General features: G+C 67.5%; 15 protein-coding genes and 1 pseudogene. 5 read left to right on the top strand and 11 right to left on the bottom strand.

The genetic code is table 11. The features are described from left to right. Positions 1-67 precede the first annotated feature (67 nt). The 6 genes from HMPREF2924_RS09400 to HMPREF2924_RS09425 all read right to left on the bottom strand — a co-directional run bounded on the left by HMPREF2924_RS09400 (position 68) and on the right by HMPREF2924_RS09425 (position 5371). Positions 68-1039 carry a sulfonate ABC transporter substrate-binding protein gene (locus HMPREF2924_RS09400; protein ID WP_003111308.1) on the bottom strand — a complete coding sequence of 324 codons (972 nt, stop codon included), beginning with the start codon at positions 1037-1039 and terminating at the stop codon, positions 68-70. Positions 1040-1157: 118 nt separating this feature from the next. Next, the gene (ssuE, locus tag HMPREF2924_RS09405) at positions 1158-1751 is read right to left on the bottom strand and encodes an NADPH-dependent FMN reductase (RefSeq protein ID WP_003091915.1); all 594 of its coding nucleotides are present in this window, start codon (positions 1749-1751) and stop codon (positions 1158-1160) included. A gap of 152 nt (positions 1752-1903) precedes the next feature. After that, positions 1904-2653: an ABC transporter ATP-binding protein gene (locus tag HMPREF2924_RS09410; RefSeq protein ID WP_003091922.1), complete on the bottom strand. Its 750-nt coding sequence runs from the start codon at positions 2651-2653 to the stop codon at positions 1904-1906. Continuing rightward, positions 2650-3474: an ABC transporter permease gene (locus tag HMPREF2924_RS09415; protein WP_003091924.1), complete on the bottom strand. Its 825-nt coding sequence runs from the start codon at positions 3472-3474 to the stop codon at positions 2650-2652. The genes HMPREF2924_RS09410 and HMPREF2924_RS09415 overlap by 4 nt, the downstream gene beginning before the upstream one ends. A 3-nt stretch (positions 3475-3477) precedes the next feature. Continuing rightward, positions 3478-4482, bottom strand: coding sequence for an aliphatic sulfonate ABC transporter substrate-binding protein (locus tag HMPREF2924_RS09420; protein ID WP_003130184.1), 1005 nt, complete (start codon positions 4480-4482; stop codon positions 3478-3480). Positions 4483-4732: 250 nt separating this feature from the next. Further along, the gene (locus tag HMPREF2924_RS09425; protein WP_003091927.1) at positions 4733-5371 is read right to left on the bottom strand and encodes a peroxiredoxin; all 639 of its coding nucleotides are present in this window, start codon (positions 5369-5371) and stop codon (positions 4733-4735) included. 205 nt (positions 5372-5576) lie between these two features. On the opposite strand from HMPREF2924_RS09425, the gene HMPREF2924_RS09430 reads away from it, so the two are divergent. After that, entirely contained in the window at positions 5577-5786 is a 210-nt protein-coding gene (locus HMPREF2924_RS09430) for a DUF6316 family protein (RefSeq protein WP_003130181.1), read from the top strand. Positions 5787-5988: 202 nt separating this feature from the next. Further along, positions 5989-7560, top strand: a complete 1572-nt coding sequence (locus tag HMPREF2924_RS09435; RefSeq protein ID WP_003091930.1) for a malate:quinone oxidoreductase — start codon at positions 5989-5991, stop codon at positions 7558-7560. Positions 7561-7783: 223 nt separating this feature from the next. On the opposite strand, the gene HMPREF2924_RS09440 is transcribed toward HMPREF2924_RS09435, so the two are convergent. From HMPREF2924_RS09440 to HMPREF2924_RS34180, 4 genes are all read right to left on the bottom strand, one after another. Then, complete coding sequence (locus HMPREF2924_RS09440; protein ID WP_003091932.1) at positions 7784-8449, bottom strand: YceH family protein; 666 nt, start codon at positions 8447-8449, stop codon at positions 7784-7786. A 128-nt stretch (positions 8450-8577) separates the two neighbouring features. Next, the gene (locus HMPREF2924_RS09445) at positions 8578-9762 is read right to left on the bottom strand and encodes a thiolase family protein (protein ID WP_003102299.1); all 1185 of its coding nucleotides are present in this window, start codon (positions 9760-9762) and stop codon (positions 8578-8580) included. A 152-nt stretch (positions 9763-9914) separates the two neighbouring features. Then, on the bottom strand, positions 9915-11405 hold the full coding sequence (gene pap / locus HMPREF2924_RS09450; protein WP_003091935.1) for a polyphosphate:AMP phosphotransferase: 1491 nt from the start codon (positions 11403-11405) through the stop codon (positions 9915-9917). Between the two features lie 25 nt (positions 11406-11430). Beyond that, a complete protein-coding gene (locus tag HMPREF2924_RS34180) occupies positions 11431-11550 on the bottom strand; it encodes a hypothetical protein (protein ID WP_003091936.1) in 120 nt (39 codons plus the stop codon). Here HMPREF2924_RS34180 and mnmC point away from each other — a divergent pair. Both mnmC and HMPREF2924_RS09460 read left to right on the top strand, forming a co-directional pair. Continuing rightward, a complete protein-coding gene (mnmC, locus tag HMPREF2924_RS09455; protein ID WP_003130179.1) occupies positions 11549-13513 on the top strand; it encodes a bifunctional tRNA (5-methylaminomethyl-2-thiouridine)(34)-methyltransferase MnmC2/FAD-dependent 5-carboxymethylaminomethyl-2-thiouridine(34) oxidoreductase MnmC1 in 1965 nt (654 codons plus the stop codon). The genes HMPREF2924_RS34180 and mnmC overlap by 2 nt on opposite strands. Positions 13514-13613: 100 nt before the next feature. Beyond that, a complete protein-coding gene (locus HMPREF2924_RS09460) occupies positions 13614-14366 on the top strand; it encodes a sulfite exporter TauE/SafE family protein (RefSeq protein WP_003117537.1) in 753 nt (250 codons plus the stop codon). Between the two features lie 255 nt (positions 14367-14621). Here HMPREF2924_RS09460 and HMPREF2924_RS09465 read toward each other — a convergent pair whose 3' ends face one another. Next, positions 14622-15095 carry a MarR family winged helix-turn-helix transcriptional regulator gene (locus HMPREF2924_RS09465; RefSeq protein ID WP_003091943.1) on the bottom strand — a complete coding sequence of 158 codons (474 nt, stop codon included), beginning with the start codon at positions 15093-15095 and terminating at the stop codon, positions 14622-14624. Positions 15096-15237: 142 nt separating this feature from the next. On the opposite strand from HMPREF2924_RS09465, the pseudogene HMPREF2924_RS09470 reads away from it, so the two are divergent. After that, positions 15238-15528, top strand: a pseudogene (locus HMPREF2924_RS09470) (N-acetylglutaminylglutamine amidotransferase); the annotation flags it as partial. Positions 15529-15558: the final 30 nt, after the last annotated feature.

A 15558-nucleotide genomic window follows, 5' to 3' on the forward strand; every position in this document is an offset into this window, starting at 1 on the left:
TCCAGGGTGAGCGCGCCGGCGTGGCGTAGCCGCGCGATGATCGTGTCGGTATGTGGGCGGTACGGGCTCAGGGGGCGCTGGCGACCTTGCCGGCCGATGGCGTCCAGATCACGTCCTTGATGCTCAGCGGTTTGGGAATCAGCTTCAGCTGGGTGAAGGTGTCGGCGATCTTCTGCTGCGCCTCGACCACCGCCGGGGTGATCAACTGCGCGCCGTAGCCCTGGCGCTTCACCGCGGTCAGGGTGATGTCGGCGGGCAACCCGAGCAGCGGCGCGACCTGCTCGGTCACCTGCTGCGGGTTGGCCCGCGACCAGTCGCCGACCTGGCGGATCTCGTCCACCAGCTTGTCGAGCACCTGCGGATGCCGTTGCGCGTAAGTCCGGGTGGCGAGGTAGAACTGGTGGTTGTCGACCAGCTCGCGACCATCCACCAGGACCCGCGCGGACAACTGCTTCTCGGCGGCGGCCTGGTAGGGGTCCCAGATCACCCAGGCGTCGACGCTGTGGCGCTCGAAGGCGGCGCGGGCGTCGGCCGGCGGCAGGTAGACGGGTTGGATGTCGCTGTACTTCAGGCCGGCCTGCTCGAGGGCGCGGACCAACAGGTAATGCACGTTGGAGCCCTTGTTCAGGGCGACTTTCCTGCCCTTCAGCTCGGCCACCGAACGAATCGGCGAGTCCTTCGGCAGGAGGATCGCCTCGCTGGTCGGCGCCGGCGGTTCGTAGGCCACGTAGAGCAGGTCGGCGCCGGCGGCCTGGGCGAATACCGGCGGGGTTTCCCCGGTCACGCCGAAGTCGATGCTGCCGACATTGAGTCCCTCGAGCAATTGCGGGCCGCCGGGAAACTCGGTCCATTGCACCTTCACGCCGTCTTCGGCGAGACGTTTCTCCAGGGTGCCGCGGGCCTTGAGCAGGACCAGGGTGCCGTATTTCTGATAACCGATCCGCAGGGTGTTGGCCGACTTCTCGTCGGCCTGGACGCCGTAGGACAGGGCCGCCACCAGCAGGGCCGCCAGTCCACGACGCAAAGCGATGGTGCGCATGGCGCTCTCCTTTGTCGTTGTGGGTGCCGAACCTGCCGCGCCGTTGACGGAACAGTGAGGTCGTCGTGTGTGCGTTGTGCAATCGGGCCGCGGCGCGCGTGCGCTGGCGGCGGACGGATCAGATGCTCCAGCGGGCGTTCACCAGGCGCTCGTTGAGCAACTGCGGGTCGATCGGCTGCGGCCGTCGCGAGAGGGCCAGGTGGAAGGTTTCCAGGGCGTTTTCCAGGCGCTGCTCGAGGACCGGCTCCAGGCGCGCCGGGTCGCTCTCGGTGGCGTAGGCGATCTGCTTGTCCACGGCGAATACGCCGTGCAGCACCTCCTGGGCCTTGAGCGCGGCCAGTACCGGCTTCAATGCGTAGTCCACGGCCAGCATGTGCGCGCTGCTGCCGCCGGTGGCGAACGGCAGCACCACCTTGTGCTCCAGGGCGCGCTCGGGCAACAGGTCGAGCAGGACCTTCAGCGCGCCGGAAAACGAGGCCTTGTACACCGGGGTGGCGACCAGCAGGCCGTCGGCGCGGCCGATCTGCTCGGCCAGCGCCAGTACCGGCGGACTGTCGAGGCGGGCACGCAGCAGGTCCTCGGCGGGAAAATCCAGCACCTGGTGGCTGGCCACCTCGACGCCGCGACGGCTCAGCCAGTCCCTGGCACGCTCCAGCAACACCCCGGAGCGGGAGCGTACGCTGGGACTTCCGGCGATGGAAACGACGAGCATGGGGGGATTCCTTATAACCGGAAAACAGAATATTCGTTTGGCTTGCTAACCAAGTTGCATAGACCTTAACAGGCGGCCTCATATTCCAATAAATGTTTTTTATTCATTTATTTATTCCATAAAGAATATAAGAACCCGCTCGGGGTCTTGCCTCAGAGCACGTGCGCCCGCTGCATTTCGGTCAGGGCCTCGCCGCGCAAGTAGGCCAGCTCCACCGCCCGGCGATCGCGGGGACGCGCCAGCGGTACGTGGAACTCGCGGCGGATGTGTCCGGGACGGCCGCCCATCAGCAGCACGCGGTCGGCGAGATAGAACGCCTCGTCGAGATCGTGGGTGACCAGCAGGACGCTGATCTCGTAGTTCTGCACCACGTCCTGCAGCAGGTCCTGGAGGCGCATGCGGGTGAAGGCGTCGACCGCGCTGAACGGCTCGTCGAGCAACAGCACCTGCGGCCGTCCGTAGAGACCGCGGGCGATCGCCGCGCGCTGCGCCATGCCGCCGGACAATTGCTTGGGCAGCAATCCTCCGCAGCCGGCCAGTCCGACATCGGCGAGCAGGCGCTCGACCCAGTGCTCGTCCTCCAGCCAGCCGTCGGCGAAACCGACGTTCTGCGCCACCGTCAGCCAGGGCAACAGGCGCGGCTCCTGGAACACCACGCCGATTCCGCCGCTGCGGCCGTTCTCGCCGTCCGGGCCGAAGCCGAGGATCGGGTTGCGTTCGACAGTGCCCTGGAAGTCATCGTCCAGTCCGGCGGCGATCCGCAGCAGGGTGCTCTTGCCGCAACCACTGGGGCCGAGCAGGCTGACCACCTCGCCGGGCGCCAGCGACAGCGCCACGCCCTCCAGCACCCGCGTATCGCCATAGGCCTTGCGAATCTCCAGCAGGTCGAGCAGGCCGCTCATGCGCCGCCCTCCCCGTCGAAGCTGTCGCGCCAGCGCAGGGCCCGGCGCTCCAGCGAGCGGAGCAGGCCATCGCTGAGCTTGCCGAGGGCCGCCAGGACCAGGATCGCGGCGATCACCAGGTCCGGACGCGAGGTTTCCCGACCGTCGCTGAGCAGGTAGCCGAGGCCCTGGGTGGCGGCGATCAGCTCCGCCGCGACGAGGAACATCCAGCTCAGGCTGAGCGCCCCGCGCAGGCCGGTGAACAGGTTCGGCAGCGCCGCCGGAAGGAGGATGCGGCGGACCAGGGCGAAGCGCGACAAACGGTAGAGCCGCCCCAGTTCCACCCACTTGCGATCAACCCCGCGTACCCCGGCGACCAGCGCGAGGTAGACCGGGAAGAAGGCGCCGAGGGCGATGAGGACGATCTTTGGCGTCTCGTCGATGCCGAACCAGAGCAGCAGCAAGGGCACCCAGGCCAGGCTGGGGATCGCCCGCAGGGCCTGGAAGCTCGGCTCGAGGTAGGCTTCGGCGCGACGACTGAGGCCGACCCAGGTTCCGACCGCCAGGGCCAGGCCGCTGCCGATCGCGAAGCCGGCGGCGACCCGCGCCAGGCTCGCGCCGACATGCCCCCACAGTTCGCCGCGGGCCAGTTCCACCAGGGTCAGCAGGATGCCGCTCGGCGCCGGCATCTGGTAGGCCGGCAGCCAGCCCAGGCGCACCAGCGCTTCCCACGACGATAGCGCCAGCAGCGGCAAGGCCCAGGCCCGCCAGGCGCCCGGCACGCGCAGTCGCCACGCCCGGCGCGAGACTCGCCGGGCCAGTCGCAGGCTCTGGCTGACCATGGCTCAGGGCTCCGTGCGCGCCAACGGGGCACCGCCGATGACCTCGGCGGCCCACTGCGGCGCGATCAGTTCGTCGACCACCTTCTGCACGTCCACGCCCGGCCGCACCAGGCGCTCGTCCGCCAGGATCGGCGCCGCGGCCTTGAGCGCGGCGACCTGTTCGGCGCCCGGCAGCGGCTGGCTGAAATCGGTGCGCGACAGTTGCAGGCGAGCCACTTCCAGCGGCAGGCCGGCTTCCTCGGCAAGCAGTTGCGCGGCCTCGTCGGGATGCCCGATCACCCAGTGGCGCGCCTGCTCGTAGGCCGCCAGCACCTGGCGGATCAGTTGCGGATGGCCTTCGGCGAAATCCTCGCGGACATTGAGCACGCCGTAGCTGTTGAAGCCGAGGTTGCGGTAGAGCAGCCGCGAGCCGGCCTGCAACTCGCTGGCCGCCATGTGCGGATCGAGCCCGGCCCAGGCGTCGACCTGGCCCTTCTCCAGGGCTACCCGGCCGTCGGGATGCTGCAGGTGGACGATACGCAGGTCGTTCTTGTCCAGGCCCACGCTGTGCAGGCTGCGGAGCAGGAACAGGTAGGGATCGGTGCCCTTGGTGGCAGCCACCTTGCGCCCCTTGAGTTGGGCGAGGCTGCGGATCGGCGAATCCTTGCGCACCAGCAGCGCGGTCCACTCCGGGCGGCTGGCGACGTATACGGTACGTACCGGGCTGCCGTTGGCCCGCGCGAGTACCGCGGCGAGGCCGGCGGTCGAGGCGAAATCGACGCTGCCGGCGTTGAGGTACTCCAGGGAACGGTTGCTGCCCTGGCTGAACACCCAGCGCACCCGGGTTCCGCTGCCGTCCAGGCTTTTCTCCAGCCAGCCGAACTTCCTGAGCGCCAGGCTGGTGGGGGCGTAGTAGGCATAGTCGAGACGGATTTCAGCGGGGGCGTCGGCGGCTTCGGCCGCGGGAAACACGGCAAGAACGGCGAGCAGGGCCAGCCAGGCCCGGCAGCGACGGAGAGCGGCGATCATGCGTCTGCTCCTGGAAGGAGGTGGATGAGCGAGCCTTCTCCCCGTCTGGCGGGCAAGTCAGAGCCGGTTTCGGAAACGGATGGCGGATAGAAAGCGTCGCGGCGACGCGCTGGCGCACATAAAAAAGAGGGCCGGTCGAAACCGGCCAAAAACCCTGCTCGTGGCTAAACAGCGTTGCATGACGGCACGCACCGTCGAATAAAAAGTCCCGCCTGCCGTGCCTGCCCATGCAGGCGGGACGAATCCGGCCTCAGCGGTTGGGCTGGGGCGTCAGGCGCAGGTAGGGCTTCACCGCGCGGTAGCCTTTGGGGAAACGCCGCTTGATCTCTTCCTCGTCCTTCAGCGAAGGCACGATCACTACCTCGTCGCCGTCCTCCCAGTTGGCCGGCGTGGCGACCTTGTGCTCGTCGGTCAGTTGCAGCGAATCGATCACCCGGAGGATCTCGTTGAAGTTGCGCCCGGTGCTCGCCGGGTAGGTGATGATCAGGCGCACCTTCTTGTTCGGGTCGATGATGAACAGCGAACGCACGGTCAGCGTGTCGTTGGCGTTCGGGTGGATCAGGTCGTAGAGTTCGGAGACCTTGCGATCGGCGTCGGCGATGATCGGGAAGTTGACCCGGGTGTCCTGGGTCTCGTTGATATCGTCGATCCACTTCAGGTGCGAGTCCACCGGGTCCACCGACAGCGCCAGGACCTTGACCCCGCGCTGGGCGAACTGGTCCTTGAGCTTGGCGGTGAAGCCCAGCTCGGTGGTGCACACCGGGGTGAAGTCGGCCGGGTGGGAGAACAGCACGCCCCAGCTGTCGCCCAGCCATTCGTGGAGGCGGATGCGCCCTTCGCTGGAATCCTGTTCGAAATCGGGGGCGATGTCGCCGAGTCTGAGGCTCATGGGGTCACTCCTTGTTCGTGTTGGAACCCACTATGCCCAAGGCCGTTCGACGTTAAAAAGAATAAATTAAGATTTTCTTATAACCAAAAATAGAATACCCAACCCTTCGCCTGGAAATCCGTCTCCTTTCGTCCGCCGGCCTGCCGCCCGGCCAACCCCCGCCTACACTGAAATCACCTTGGCCCGCCATCCAGGAGTCGCCGCCATGTTGGGGAAACGTTCCACCGATCCCGTCCCGGCCACCCGCTTCCGCAGCGATCGCATAAGTTCGGTGAATGGCCAGTACTTCTTCTCCACCCGCGAAGGGCCCCTGGAAGGTCCCTACTTCACCCGTTTCGACGCGGAGCGGGAAATCGACGCGTATATCCGCAGGATGCGCCAATCGGCGGAAATCCAGGCGCCGGGTTCCCACTGAAACGATACAGGCGCGGAATTTATTTCCCGGCGGCTGAAACGTTCAAGAAAGGGAAGGCAAGTATTCTCGGCGGAACGCCGAGGCAAATGTCACCGCATGTGAACGCACTCACATCGGGGGTGAGTTCCAGTATCATTCACCCGGTGAATACCTGCCACGTCGTGCGTATCCACGCTTCTCCACGTTTTCTAGCGGTAAATCCATGAAAAAAATCTTATTGATGCTTTTGTGCGTCAGCGTGCTGGGTTGCTCCAAAAACAGCGTCGAATCGGAAAAACCGGTCGACGTGCTCCTGATCGGTGGCGGCATCATGAGCGCCACCCTGGGTACCTATCTGAACGAACTGGAACCGGGCTGGACCATCGAGATGGTCGAGCGCCTGGACAAGGTCGCCGAGGAAAGCTCCAACGGCTGGAACAACGCGGGCACCGGTCACTCGGCGTTCTGCGAACTGAACTACACCAGCGAGGCCGCGGACGGCTCGATGGATATCAGCAAGGCGGTGGCGATCAACGAGAACTTCGAGATCTCCAAGCAGTTCTGGGCCTACCAGGTCGACCGCAAGGTGCTGAACGATCCGAAGTCGTTCATCAACAACGTCCCGCACATGAGCTTCGTCTGGGGCGACGACAACGTCGCCTTCCTCAAGAAGCGCCACGCCGCCCTGCAGCACAGCTCGCTGTTCCGCGGCATGGAGTACTCGGAAGACCCCGAGCAGATCAAGCAGTGGGTGCCGCTGGTGATGGAAGGCCGCGAGCCGGGGCAGAAGATCGCCGCCACGCGCATGTCGATCGGCACCGACGTCAACTTCGGCGAGATCACCCGCCAGTTGGTGGGCTCGCTGTCGGCCAAGGACACCTTCAAGCTGCGCCTGCAACATGAGGTCCGCGACCTCAAGCGCAACGACGACAACACCTGGACCGTGACCATGGCCGACCTGGCCAACGGCGACAAGGAAACCAGCGTCAAGGCCAGGTTCGTCTTCATCGGCGCCGGTGGCGGCGCGCTGAAGCTGCTGCAGATGTCCGGCATCCCCGAGGCCGAAGGCTATGCCGGCTTCCCGGTGGGCGGTTCGTTCCTCGCCACCACCAACCCGGACGTGGTCAAGCGCCACCTGGCCAAGGTCTACGGCAAGGCTTCGGTGGGCTCGCCGCCGATGTCGGTGCCGCACCTCGACACCCGCATGATCGACGGCAAGCCGGTTCTGCTGTTCGGTCCGTTCGCCACCTTCTCCACCAAGTTCCTGAAGAACGGCTCGCTGTGGGACCTGCCGGGCTCGGTGACCAGCAGCAACATCGGCCCGATGTTCAACGCCGGCATCGACAACTTCGATCTCAGCCAGTACCTGATCGGCCAGCTGATGCTCAGCCAGGACGACCGCATGGCCTCGCTGCGCGAGTACTTCCCGGAAGCCCGCGACGAGGACTGGAAGCTGGTACAGGCCGGCCAGCGCGTGCAGATCATCAAGAAGGACGCCGAGAAAGGCGGCGTACTGCAATTCGGCACCGAAGTGGTGACCGCCGCCGACGGCTCCGTCGCCGCCCTGCTCGGCGCCTCGCCGGGCGCCTCGACCGCCGCGCCGATCATGCTGTCGGTGCTGGAGAAGGCCTTCAAGGACAAGGTCGCCACCCCCGAGTGGCAGGCACGCCTGAAGGAAATCGTGCCGTCTTACGGGCGCAAGCTGAACAACGACATCGAGCTGACCAACAGCACCCGTGCCTGGAGCAGCGAGCGCCTGCAACTGATCCACGTGCCGGTACAGCCGGAGGCCTGATCGGCCACCGACGCGCGCGCATGAAAAAGCCCGGCAATAGCCGGGCTTTTTTGGGTTGGCGTTCGCCTTGCGGGGCGGCGCATCGGCGGATAACGCCGCTGGCGTTATGCGCCCTACCCGACAGGCAGCGCCGCCCACAAAGTCACTGCGGGCCGTAGGGCGAACAACCGCTCGCGGTTATCCGCCGGAACCTGCATGTCACCGATTGCGCCCACCCGCGATATCACGCCCCTCCTTCGAGCCTGGCCAGGCGCTCCTCCAGCGCCGCCAGGCGCGTCTCCAGCTCGGCGATCCGCGCTTCCGCATCGGCCGACAGAGCGGCCGGCGCGGCGCGTTCCGGGTCGCTGCCCATCGCCTCCACGGCGGCCTCGAGGTCGGCCTGGCTGCCGAGCAGGTGCATGTAGCGCTCCTCGCGCTGCCCGGCGCGACGCTCCAGGTGCACGGCCAGGCCACGGCCGGCGAGGCGTTCCAGGTGGTGGCGGATCTGCTCGACGTCGTCGAAATCGTGCAGGCGGTTGCTGCGGGTGAGCAGTTCGTTGAGGGTCTGCGGACCACGCAGGAACAGCAGGCCGAGCAGCGCCACCTGTGGCGCCACCAATTCCAGGCCCTTGCCCAGGGTGTGCTCCCAGCGGTCGGCGCGGCTGCCCATCACCAGCCTGACCAGGCCGCGCCCCTCGAGCTGGCGCAGGCTCTGGCCGACCTGGCCGGGCGTGAGGTTCATCACCGGATCGCGGCTGGTCTTCTGGTTGCAGGCCAGGACCAGGGCATTGAGGGTCAGCGGATAGGTTTCCGGAGTGGTCGCCTGCTTCTCGACGAGGCTGCCGAGAATCCGTGCATCGACGGCGCTCAGCGGGTCGTCGACGAACGGCGAGTTGGGCTCGGTGGACATCGCTACATCCCTATGCAAGGAAAAAGGCGCCTAGCCTAGCGCGAGTCGCCGGGGATGGCACGGAGCGTCATGTAAATAAAACCCATGAGGCGAACCCCGGCCTGCGGGGCCCGCCGTCGCGCACGGGCTCAGCGTACGGCTTCGAACAGCCCGCTGGCGCCCATGCCGCCGCCGACGCACATGGTCACCACGCCGTAGCGCAGGTTGCGCCGGCGCAGTTCGCGGACCAGATGACCGACCTGGCGCGAGCCGGTCATGCCGAACGGGTGGCCGATGGCGATGGAGCCGCCATTGACGTTGTACTTCTCGTTGTCGATCTCCAGCCGGTCGCGGCAGTACAGGCACTGCGAGGCGAAGGCTTCGTTGAGTTCCCAGAGATCGACGTCGGCGATCTTCAGCCCCTTCGCCTTGAGCAGCTTCGGCACCGAGAACACCGGACCGATACCCATTTCGTCCGGCTCGCAGCCGGCCACGGTGAAGCCACGGAAGAAGGCCTTCGGCTCCAGGCCCAGCGCCAGCGCTTTCTCCAGGCTCATCAGCAGGGTCATCGAGGCGCCGTCGGAGAGTTGCGAGGCGTTGCCGGCGGTGACCGAACCGTCCTCGGCGAACGCCGGCTTCAGCGAGGCCAGGCCTTCGAGGGTGGTGTCCGGGCGGTTGCAGTCGTCGCGGTCGACCACTCCGTCGAGCACCTGCTTCTCGCCGCTGGCCTTGTCCTCCACCGCGTAGCGGGTGGTCATCGGCACGATCTCGTCGGCGAACAGCCCGTCCGCCTGGGCTCGCGCCATCCGCTGCTGGCTCTGCAGGGCGTAGGCGTCCTGGGCCTCGCGGGTGATGCCGTAGCGACGGGCGACGATCTCGGCGGTCTGCCCCATGGGGTAGTAGATGCCCGGCACCTCCCTTTGCAGCAGCGGGTTCACCAGGTGGTCGGTGTTGACGCTCTTCAGGGTCAGGGTGATCGACTCGACGCCGCCGGCGACGATCACCTCGCTGCAACCGGAAGCGATCTGGTTGGCGGCGATGGCGATCGCCTGCAGGCCGGAGGAACAGTAGCGGTTGAGGGTCATCCCCGGCACCTGGATGCCGAGGCCGGAGAGCACCGCCACGTTGCGCCCGATGTTGTGGCCCTGGGCGCCTTCGTTGGAGCCGGCGCCGACGATGCAGTCATCCACCAGCAGCGGGTCGAGGTCGTTGCGCGCCAGCAGCGCGTCGACACAGTGGGCGGCCATGTCGTCCGGCCGGGTCAGGTTGAACTTGCCGCGGAAGGACTTGGCCAAGCCGGTCCGGACGCTGTCGACGATCACCACTTCACGCATGGGGGAACCCTCGCTGTTATTGTCGGGCGGCCGCCGGGGCAGCGGCCGGATCGAGCGAGGATAAGGCGAGGCAATCGCGCGAGGCACCGATCATTCATCCGGCGTATGCGTCGCCATCCCCTGGAGAGGACGGCGCCGCATTCCGGCAGGCCTCACTTGTCCTTCTTGTACGCCGCCTCGATGGCGTCGTTGATGGTGCGCAGCACCTTGACCCGGGCGAAGCGCTTGTCGTTGGCTTCGACCAGGGTCCAGGGCGCGATCTCGGTGCTGGTACGGTCGACCATGTCGCCCACCGCGTCCACGTACTGGTCCCACTTGTCGCGGTTGCGCCAGTCTTCCTCGGTGATCTTGTAGCGCTTGTAGGGGGTTTTCTCGCGCTCCTTGAAGCGCTCCATCTGGGTCTGCTTGTCGATCGCCAGCCAGAACTTCACCACGATGATCCCGTACTCGCTGAGCTGCTCCTCGAAGTCGTTGATCTCGCCATAGGCGCGCAGCCAGTCGGCCGGAGCGCAGAAGCCCTCGATGCGTTCCACCAGCACGCGGCCGTACCAGGAACGGTCGAAGATGGTGAACTGGCGGCGCGCCGGGATGTGCCGCCAGAAGCGCCAGAGATAGGGCTGCGCGCGCTCCTCTTCGGTCGGCGCGGCGATCGGCACGATATGGTACTGGCGCGGGTCCAGCGCGTCGGTAACGCGGCGGATGGCGCCGCCCTTGCCGGCCGCGTCGTTGCCCTCGAACACCGCGACCAGCGAATGCTGGCGGAAGCGCTTGTCGCGGATCAGCCCGGCCAGGCGCGCCTGCTCGGCGGCGAGCTGCTCCTTGTAGGCGTCCTTGTCCAGGTACTGGCCCAGGTCCAGGGAGTCCAGCAGGCCACGGTTGTCCAGGCTCGACACCAGCGGTGCGGCGTGCGGCTGGCGCTTGGCGCGCTCCTTGGTGGCCAGCGCGGCCTGCAACCCTTCGAGAAGGATGCGGCCGACGGTCAGGGCGCGGTAGCGCTCGTCCGCGCCTTCCACCACGTACCAGGGCGCGTAGTCCCGGCTGGTGCGGCGCAGCACGCGCTCGCCGTAATGCACGAAGCGGTCGTAGACCTCGCTCTGCTTCCAGTCCAGCGGACTGAGCTTCCAGCTGTGCTGCGGGTCCTTCTCCAGCGCCTTGAGACGCTCCTTCAACTGTTTCTTGGAGAGATGGAACCAGAACTTGAAGAGCAGCGCGCCTTCGTCGCAGAGCATGCGTTCGAAGCGTTCGGCGGCATCGATGGCCTGGTCCAGCTTGGCCTCCTTGATATGCCCCTCGACCCGCGCGTAGAGCATCTGGCTGTACCAGTTGCCGAAGAAGATACCGGTCCGCCCCTTGGGCGGCAGGCGCCGCCAGAAGCGCCACTGCGGCGGCCGCTCCAGCTCCTCGTCGGAGGGACGGAGGAAGCTCTGCACCTCGATCAGGCGCGGGTCCATCCACTCGTTGAGGAGCTTGACCGTCTCGCCCTTGCCGGCGCCCTCGATGCCGTTGATCAGGATGATCACCGGGAAGCGCGCCTGCTGCTTGAGCTCGAACTGCGCCTCGAGCAGCGCTTCGCGCAACTCGATGACGGCCTTCTCGTAGGTGTCCTTGTCGATGCTGTGGCCAACTTCCGCGGATTCGAACATGGAGGTCTCCCTTAACCTGAGTCCTTCAAGGTAGCGGATCGGCGTGCGGCTGTCTGCGCGGCGCCGCGGCATGTTCGCGCAGCGCCTCGCCGCTGGCCGGCAAAGCCCCGTAAAATGCGCCATCCGCTTTTTCAGGTTCTGCCATGTCCGACTTCCAGCATGCCCAGCTCGACTGGGACGAAAACGGCCAGCCGCTATCCCGCGCCTTCGGCGACGTATATTTTTCCCGGCATTCCGGGCTCAACGAGACGCGCCATGTGTTCCTCGCCACCAACCGCCTGGCCGAGCGCTTCGCCGCGCTGGGCGACGGCGAGGTGCTGTGCATCGGCGAGACCGGCTTCGGCACCGGACTGAATTTCCTCTGCGCCTGGCAGCTGTTCGAGCGGGTCGCGCCGGCCGGCGCGCGCCTGGAGTTCGTCAGCGTGGAGAAATTCCCCCTCGCCGCCGCCGACCTGCGCCGCGCCCTGGCGCTATGGCCGGAACTGGCGCCCTGGAGCGAGGCCCTGCTGGGCCAGTACCTTGCCGTGCACCCGGGCTTCCAGCGCCTGGCGTTCGCGGGCGGAAGGGTCGGCCTGACCCTGCTGCTGGGCGATGCCCTGGAGTGCCTGCCGCAGCTCGACGCGCGGGTCGACGCCTGGTTCCTCGATGGCTTCGCCCCGGCGAAGAACCCGGACATGTGGTCGCCCGTACTGTTCGCCGAACTGGCGCGACTGTCGGCGCCGCAGGCGACCCTGGGCACTTTCACCAGCGCCGGTTTCGTTCGCCGCGGGCTGGTCGAGGCCGGTTTCGCCATGCAACGGGTACCGGGCTACGGACAGAAGCGCGAGATGCTCAGCGGCACCTACCAAGGGCCGCCGGCGAACGCCGGTAAGCCCTGGTACGCACGCCCCGCGCCCCACGCCGGGCGCCGCGCGGCACTGGTGGTCGGCGGCGGCCTGGCCGGCTGCGCCAGCGCCGCCAGCCTCGCCGCGCGCGGCTGGCAGGTGACCCTGATCGAACGCCATCCCGGCCTCGCCCGGGAAGCCTCGGGCAACCCCCAGGGCGTGCTCTACCTGAAACTCTCGGCCCACGGCACGCCGCTGTCGCGCCTGGTGCTCAGCGGCTTCGGCCATACCCGCCGGCTGCTCGAACGCCTGCGGCGCGGCCACGACTGGGACGCCTGCGGCGTACTGCAACTGGCCTTCGACGCCAAGGAAGCGCAACGCCAGGCGCAACTGGCCGCAGCCTTCCCCGCCGACCTGCTGCACGGCCTGGACCGCGAGCAGGCCGAGTGCCTCGCCGGCGTCGCCCTGCCCGCCGGCGGCCTGTTCTATCCCGAAGCCGGCTGGGTCCATCCGCCCGCGCTGTGCCAGGCCCTGGCCGCCACCCCCGGGATCACCCTGCTGAGCGGCCGGGCTGTACGCTTGCGCCGCGAGGGCGACGACTGGTGCGCCTACGCCGGCGACGAATGCCTGGCCCGCGCGCCACTCGCGATCCTCGCCACCGCCGCCGACATCCGCGACTTCCCGCCCGCCGCCGAGCTACCGCTGAAGCGCATTCGCGGGCAGGTCACCCGCCTGCCGGCCACCCCGCAAAGCCGGGCGCTGCGCACCGTGGTCTGCGCCGAGGGCTACGTCGCACCGCCGCGTGGCGACGAACACACCCTCGGCGCCAGCTTCGACTTCAAGAGCGAAGACCTGGCGCCGACCCTCGCCGAACACCAGGGCAACCTCGAACTGCTGCGGGAAATATCCCCCGACCTGCTGCAGCGCCTGGGCGCCGACGACCTGCCGCTGGAGCGCCTGGAAGGCCGCGCGGCATTCCGCTGCACCAGCCCCGACTACCTGCCCCTGGTAGGCCCGCTGGCCGAGCGCACGGCCTTCGACGAGGCCTACGCGGTGCTCGCCCGCGACGCCCGCCAGGTGCCGGAGCGGGCCTGCCCCTGGCTGCCAGGCCTGTACCTGAACAGCGGCCACGGCTCGCGCGGGCTGATCAGCGCGCCGCTGTCCGGCGAACTGCTGGCGGCGTGGATCTGCGGCGAGCCGCTGCCGCTGCCGCGCGCGGTGGCCGAGGCCTGCCACCCGAACCGCTTCCTGCTGCGTGACCTGGTGCGTGGGCAGCGCGGCTGAAGCCCCGGGCGCACCGATTTGCGCTACCCTTCGAGCCTGCCGCACACGCAGGCCATACCGGACCACCGGCTGGCTCACCCGCGGAAACAGTTGATCGACGATGGATGTACTGCTCTTCGAATCCCTGGGCATCGGCGCCGTTCTCGGCCTGCTGCTCGGCCTCACCGGCGCCGGCGGCTCGCTGGTCGCCCTGCCCCTGCTGCTCAGCCTGCACCTGCCGCTGCGCGACGCCATCGGCGTGAGCCTCGGCGCGGTCGCCCTGTCGGCGCTGATCGGCGCCATCCCGCGCGCGCGCCAGGGCCAGGTGGCCTGGCGGCCGGTGCTGGTCCTGGCGCTGGCCGGCCTGCCGAGCAACGCCGTCGGCCAATGGCTCGGCCGCTTCGTCCCGGAAGGCGTGCTGATCGTCGCCTTCTGCCTGCTGGTGCTCTGGTCGGCCTGGCGCATGTGGCGCGGCGCCGGGATGAAACGCGAGGCCAGCGACCAGGCACGGAGCCTGCCGCTGCTCGGCATCGGCCTGGCGGTCGGCTTGCTGTCGGGATTGATGGGCGTGGGCGGCGGTTTCCTGGTGGTGCCGGGGCTGCTCTGGTTCACCCCGCTGTCGATGATGGCCGCCACCGCCACCTCGATGGCGGTGATCGCGCTGGTCTCCGGCGGCGGCTTCCTGATCTACCTGACCGGCGCCCACCCGCCGCTGCCGCTGCTCGGCGGCCTCGCCGCCGGCGGCGCGGTCGGCGTGCTCGGCGGCAACCTGCTGGCGCAGCGCCTCGGCGGCCCGACCCTGCAACGCCTGTTCGCGCTGATGCTGGTGGCGGTGAGCTTCTCCCTGGCGGCGCAGAAGCTCTACGGCGGGTAGCTTTCCTCGGCGGCCGGGGCACCGGGGAAGCGGCGTCATGCGCCCTGCTCGACGGTCATGCCATGTCGTCGGGCGGATATCGCTGGGTCGGCGGATAACGCCGACGGCGTTATCCGCCCTACGCGGAGGTCACGCCATGGTGCAGGGCGGATAACCGCAACGCGCTTGTCCACCAGCCTGCACCGGCAAGGCATCGGCAGGTTCGCCAGGTAAAGACCGCCGACGCGACTGTCTTTCGTAGCGAACCTGGCGCCCTCACTCTTCTTCGACGTCCTCTTCCGGCAGGCCGAACAGGTCGGCCGCGCGCAGCAGCGCGGCCAGCAGGCCGTGGCGCTCCCACTCGGGCAACGCGGCGAAGCGCTCGATCACGTACTCCGGCAATAGCGGCGGCGCTTCCGCCAGGGCTTCGTGGCCGGCCGGGTCGAGGTGCAGCCAGGACTTGCGCCGGTCCTGTTCGTCGCGCCGACGATAGAGCAGGCCGCGTCCTTCGAGGCGGTCGAGCACGCCGGAGAGCGATGCCTGGGACAGGCTGACCAGCTTGGCCAGTTGCGTCGCGGTCAGTTCTCCCTCCACCGCCAGGACATGCAGGATCAGCAATTGCAGCGGGGTCAGGCCGCCGTATCGGCTGAGACGCTTGGAGTGGATTTCAGCAGCCTGCTGGAGGCGGCGGATGGCGCGGAAAATAGCGAGCGAATAGGTATCGGCAGCGGTCTTATTACTTTCAACCATAATAAATTCTTCGTTAAGGGTCCTGATAGGCCCGGAAAATTCGTATAGAACTCCTTCCAACTGTAACGGTCCTCTGTTAGGTAAGTCATGTACCCGGAAGGAGTACGTAACCCACTTCCCCAACGGAGAACCGGTAAGGAATATGTGCGGCATATCAGGAGAGTTTCGTTTCGACAACCAGGCAGCCGACCTCGCAGCGGTCGAACGCATCACCCACCACCTGGCCCCTCGAGGCCCCGACGCCTGGGGTTTCCATGCCCAGGGCCCGATCGCCCTCGGACATCGACGGCTGAAGATCATGGACCTGGCGGAAGCTTCCGGCCAACCGATGATCGATCCCGATCTCGGCCTGGCCATGGTGTTCAATGGCGCCATCTACAACTACCCCGAACTGCGTGGCGAACTGGAAAGCCTTGGCTATCGGTTCTTCTCCAAGGCAATCGCATGAAGCTCACCTGAGACC

This window comes from Pseudomonas sp. HMSC063H08, assembly GCF_001813645.1.
Classification (GTDB): domain Bacteria; phylum Pseudomonadota; class Gammaproteobacteria; order Pseudomonadales; family Pseudomonadaceae; genus Pseudomonas; species Pseudomonas aeruginosa.

What these genes read in the sequence shown, in the direction of transcription:
- ssuE (WP_003091915.1), bottom strand. Translation starts at nt 1,751, where the DNA reads ATGCTCGTCGTTTCCATCGCCGGAAGTCCCAGCGTACGCTCCCGCTCC.
- HMPREF2924_RS09440 (WP_003091932.1), bottom strand. Translation starts at nt 8,449, where the DNA reads ATGTCCACCGAGCCCAACTCGCCGTTCGTCGACGACCCGCTGAGCGCC.
- HMPREF2924_RS09465 (WP_003091943.1), bottom strand. Translation starts at nt 15,095, where the DNA reads ATGGTTGAAAGTAATAAGACCGCTGCCGATACCTATTCGCTCGCTATT.
- HMPREF2924_RS09420 (WP_003130184.1), bottom strand. Translation starts at nt 4,482, where the DNA reads ATGATCGCCGCTCTCCGTCGCTGCCGGGCCTGGCTGGCCCTGCTCGCC.
- HMPREF2924_RS09460 (WP_003117537.1), top strand. Translation starts at nt 13,614, where the DNA reads ATGGATGTACTGCTCTTCGAATCCCTGGGCATCGGCGCCGTTCTCGGC.
- HMPREF2924_RS09410 (WP_003091922.1), bottom strand. Translation starts at nt 2,653, where the DNA reads ATGAGCGGCCTGCTCGACCTGCTGGAGATTCGCAAGGCCTATGGCGAT.
- HMPREF2924_RS34180 (WP_003091936.1), bottom strand. Translation starts at nt 11,550, where the DNA reads ATGGCAGAACCTGAAAAAGCGGATGGCGCATTTTACGGGGCTTTGCCG.
- HMPREF2924_RS09400 (WP_003111308.1), bottom strand. Translation starts at nt 1,039, where the DNA reads ATGCGCACCATCGCTTTGCGTCGTGGACTGGCGGCCCTGCTGGTGGCG.
- HMPREF2924_RS09445 (WP_003102299.1), bottom strand. Translation starts at nt 9,762, where the DNA reads ATGCGTGAAGTGGTGATCGTCGACAGCGTCCGGACCGGCTTGGCCAAG.
- HMPREF2924_RS09430 (WP_003130181.1), top strand. Translation starts at nt 5,577, where the DNA reads ATGTTGGGGAAACGTTCCACCGATCCCGTCCCGGCCACCCGCTTCCGC.
- HMPREF2924_RS09425 (WP_003091927.1), bottom strand. Translation starts at nt 5,371, where the DNA reads ATGAGCCTCAGACTCGGCGACATCGCCCCCGATTTCGAACAGGATTCC.
- pap (WP_003091935.1), bottom strand. Translation starts at nt 11,405, where the DNA reads ATGTTCGAATCCGCGGAAGTTGGCCACAGCATCGACAAGGACACCTAC.
- HMPREF2924_RS09415 (WP_003091924.1), bottom strand. Translation starts at nt 3,474, where the DNA reads ATGGTCAGCCAGAGCCTGCGACTGGCCCGGCGAGTCTCGCGCCGGGCG.
- mnmC (WP_003130179.1), top strand. Translation starts at nt 11,549, where the DNA reads ATGTCCGACTTCCAGCATGCCCAGCTCGACTGGGACGAAAACGGCCAG.
- HMPREF2924_RS09435 (WP_003091930.1), top strand. Translation starts at nt 5,989, where the DNA reads ATGAAAAAAATCTTATTGATGCTTTTGTGCGTCAGCGTGCTGGGTTGC.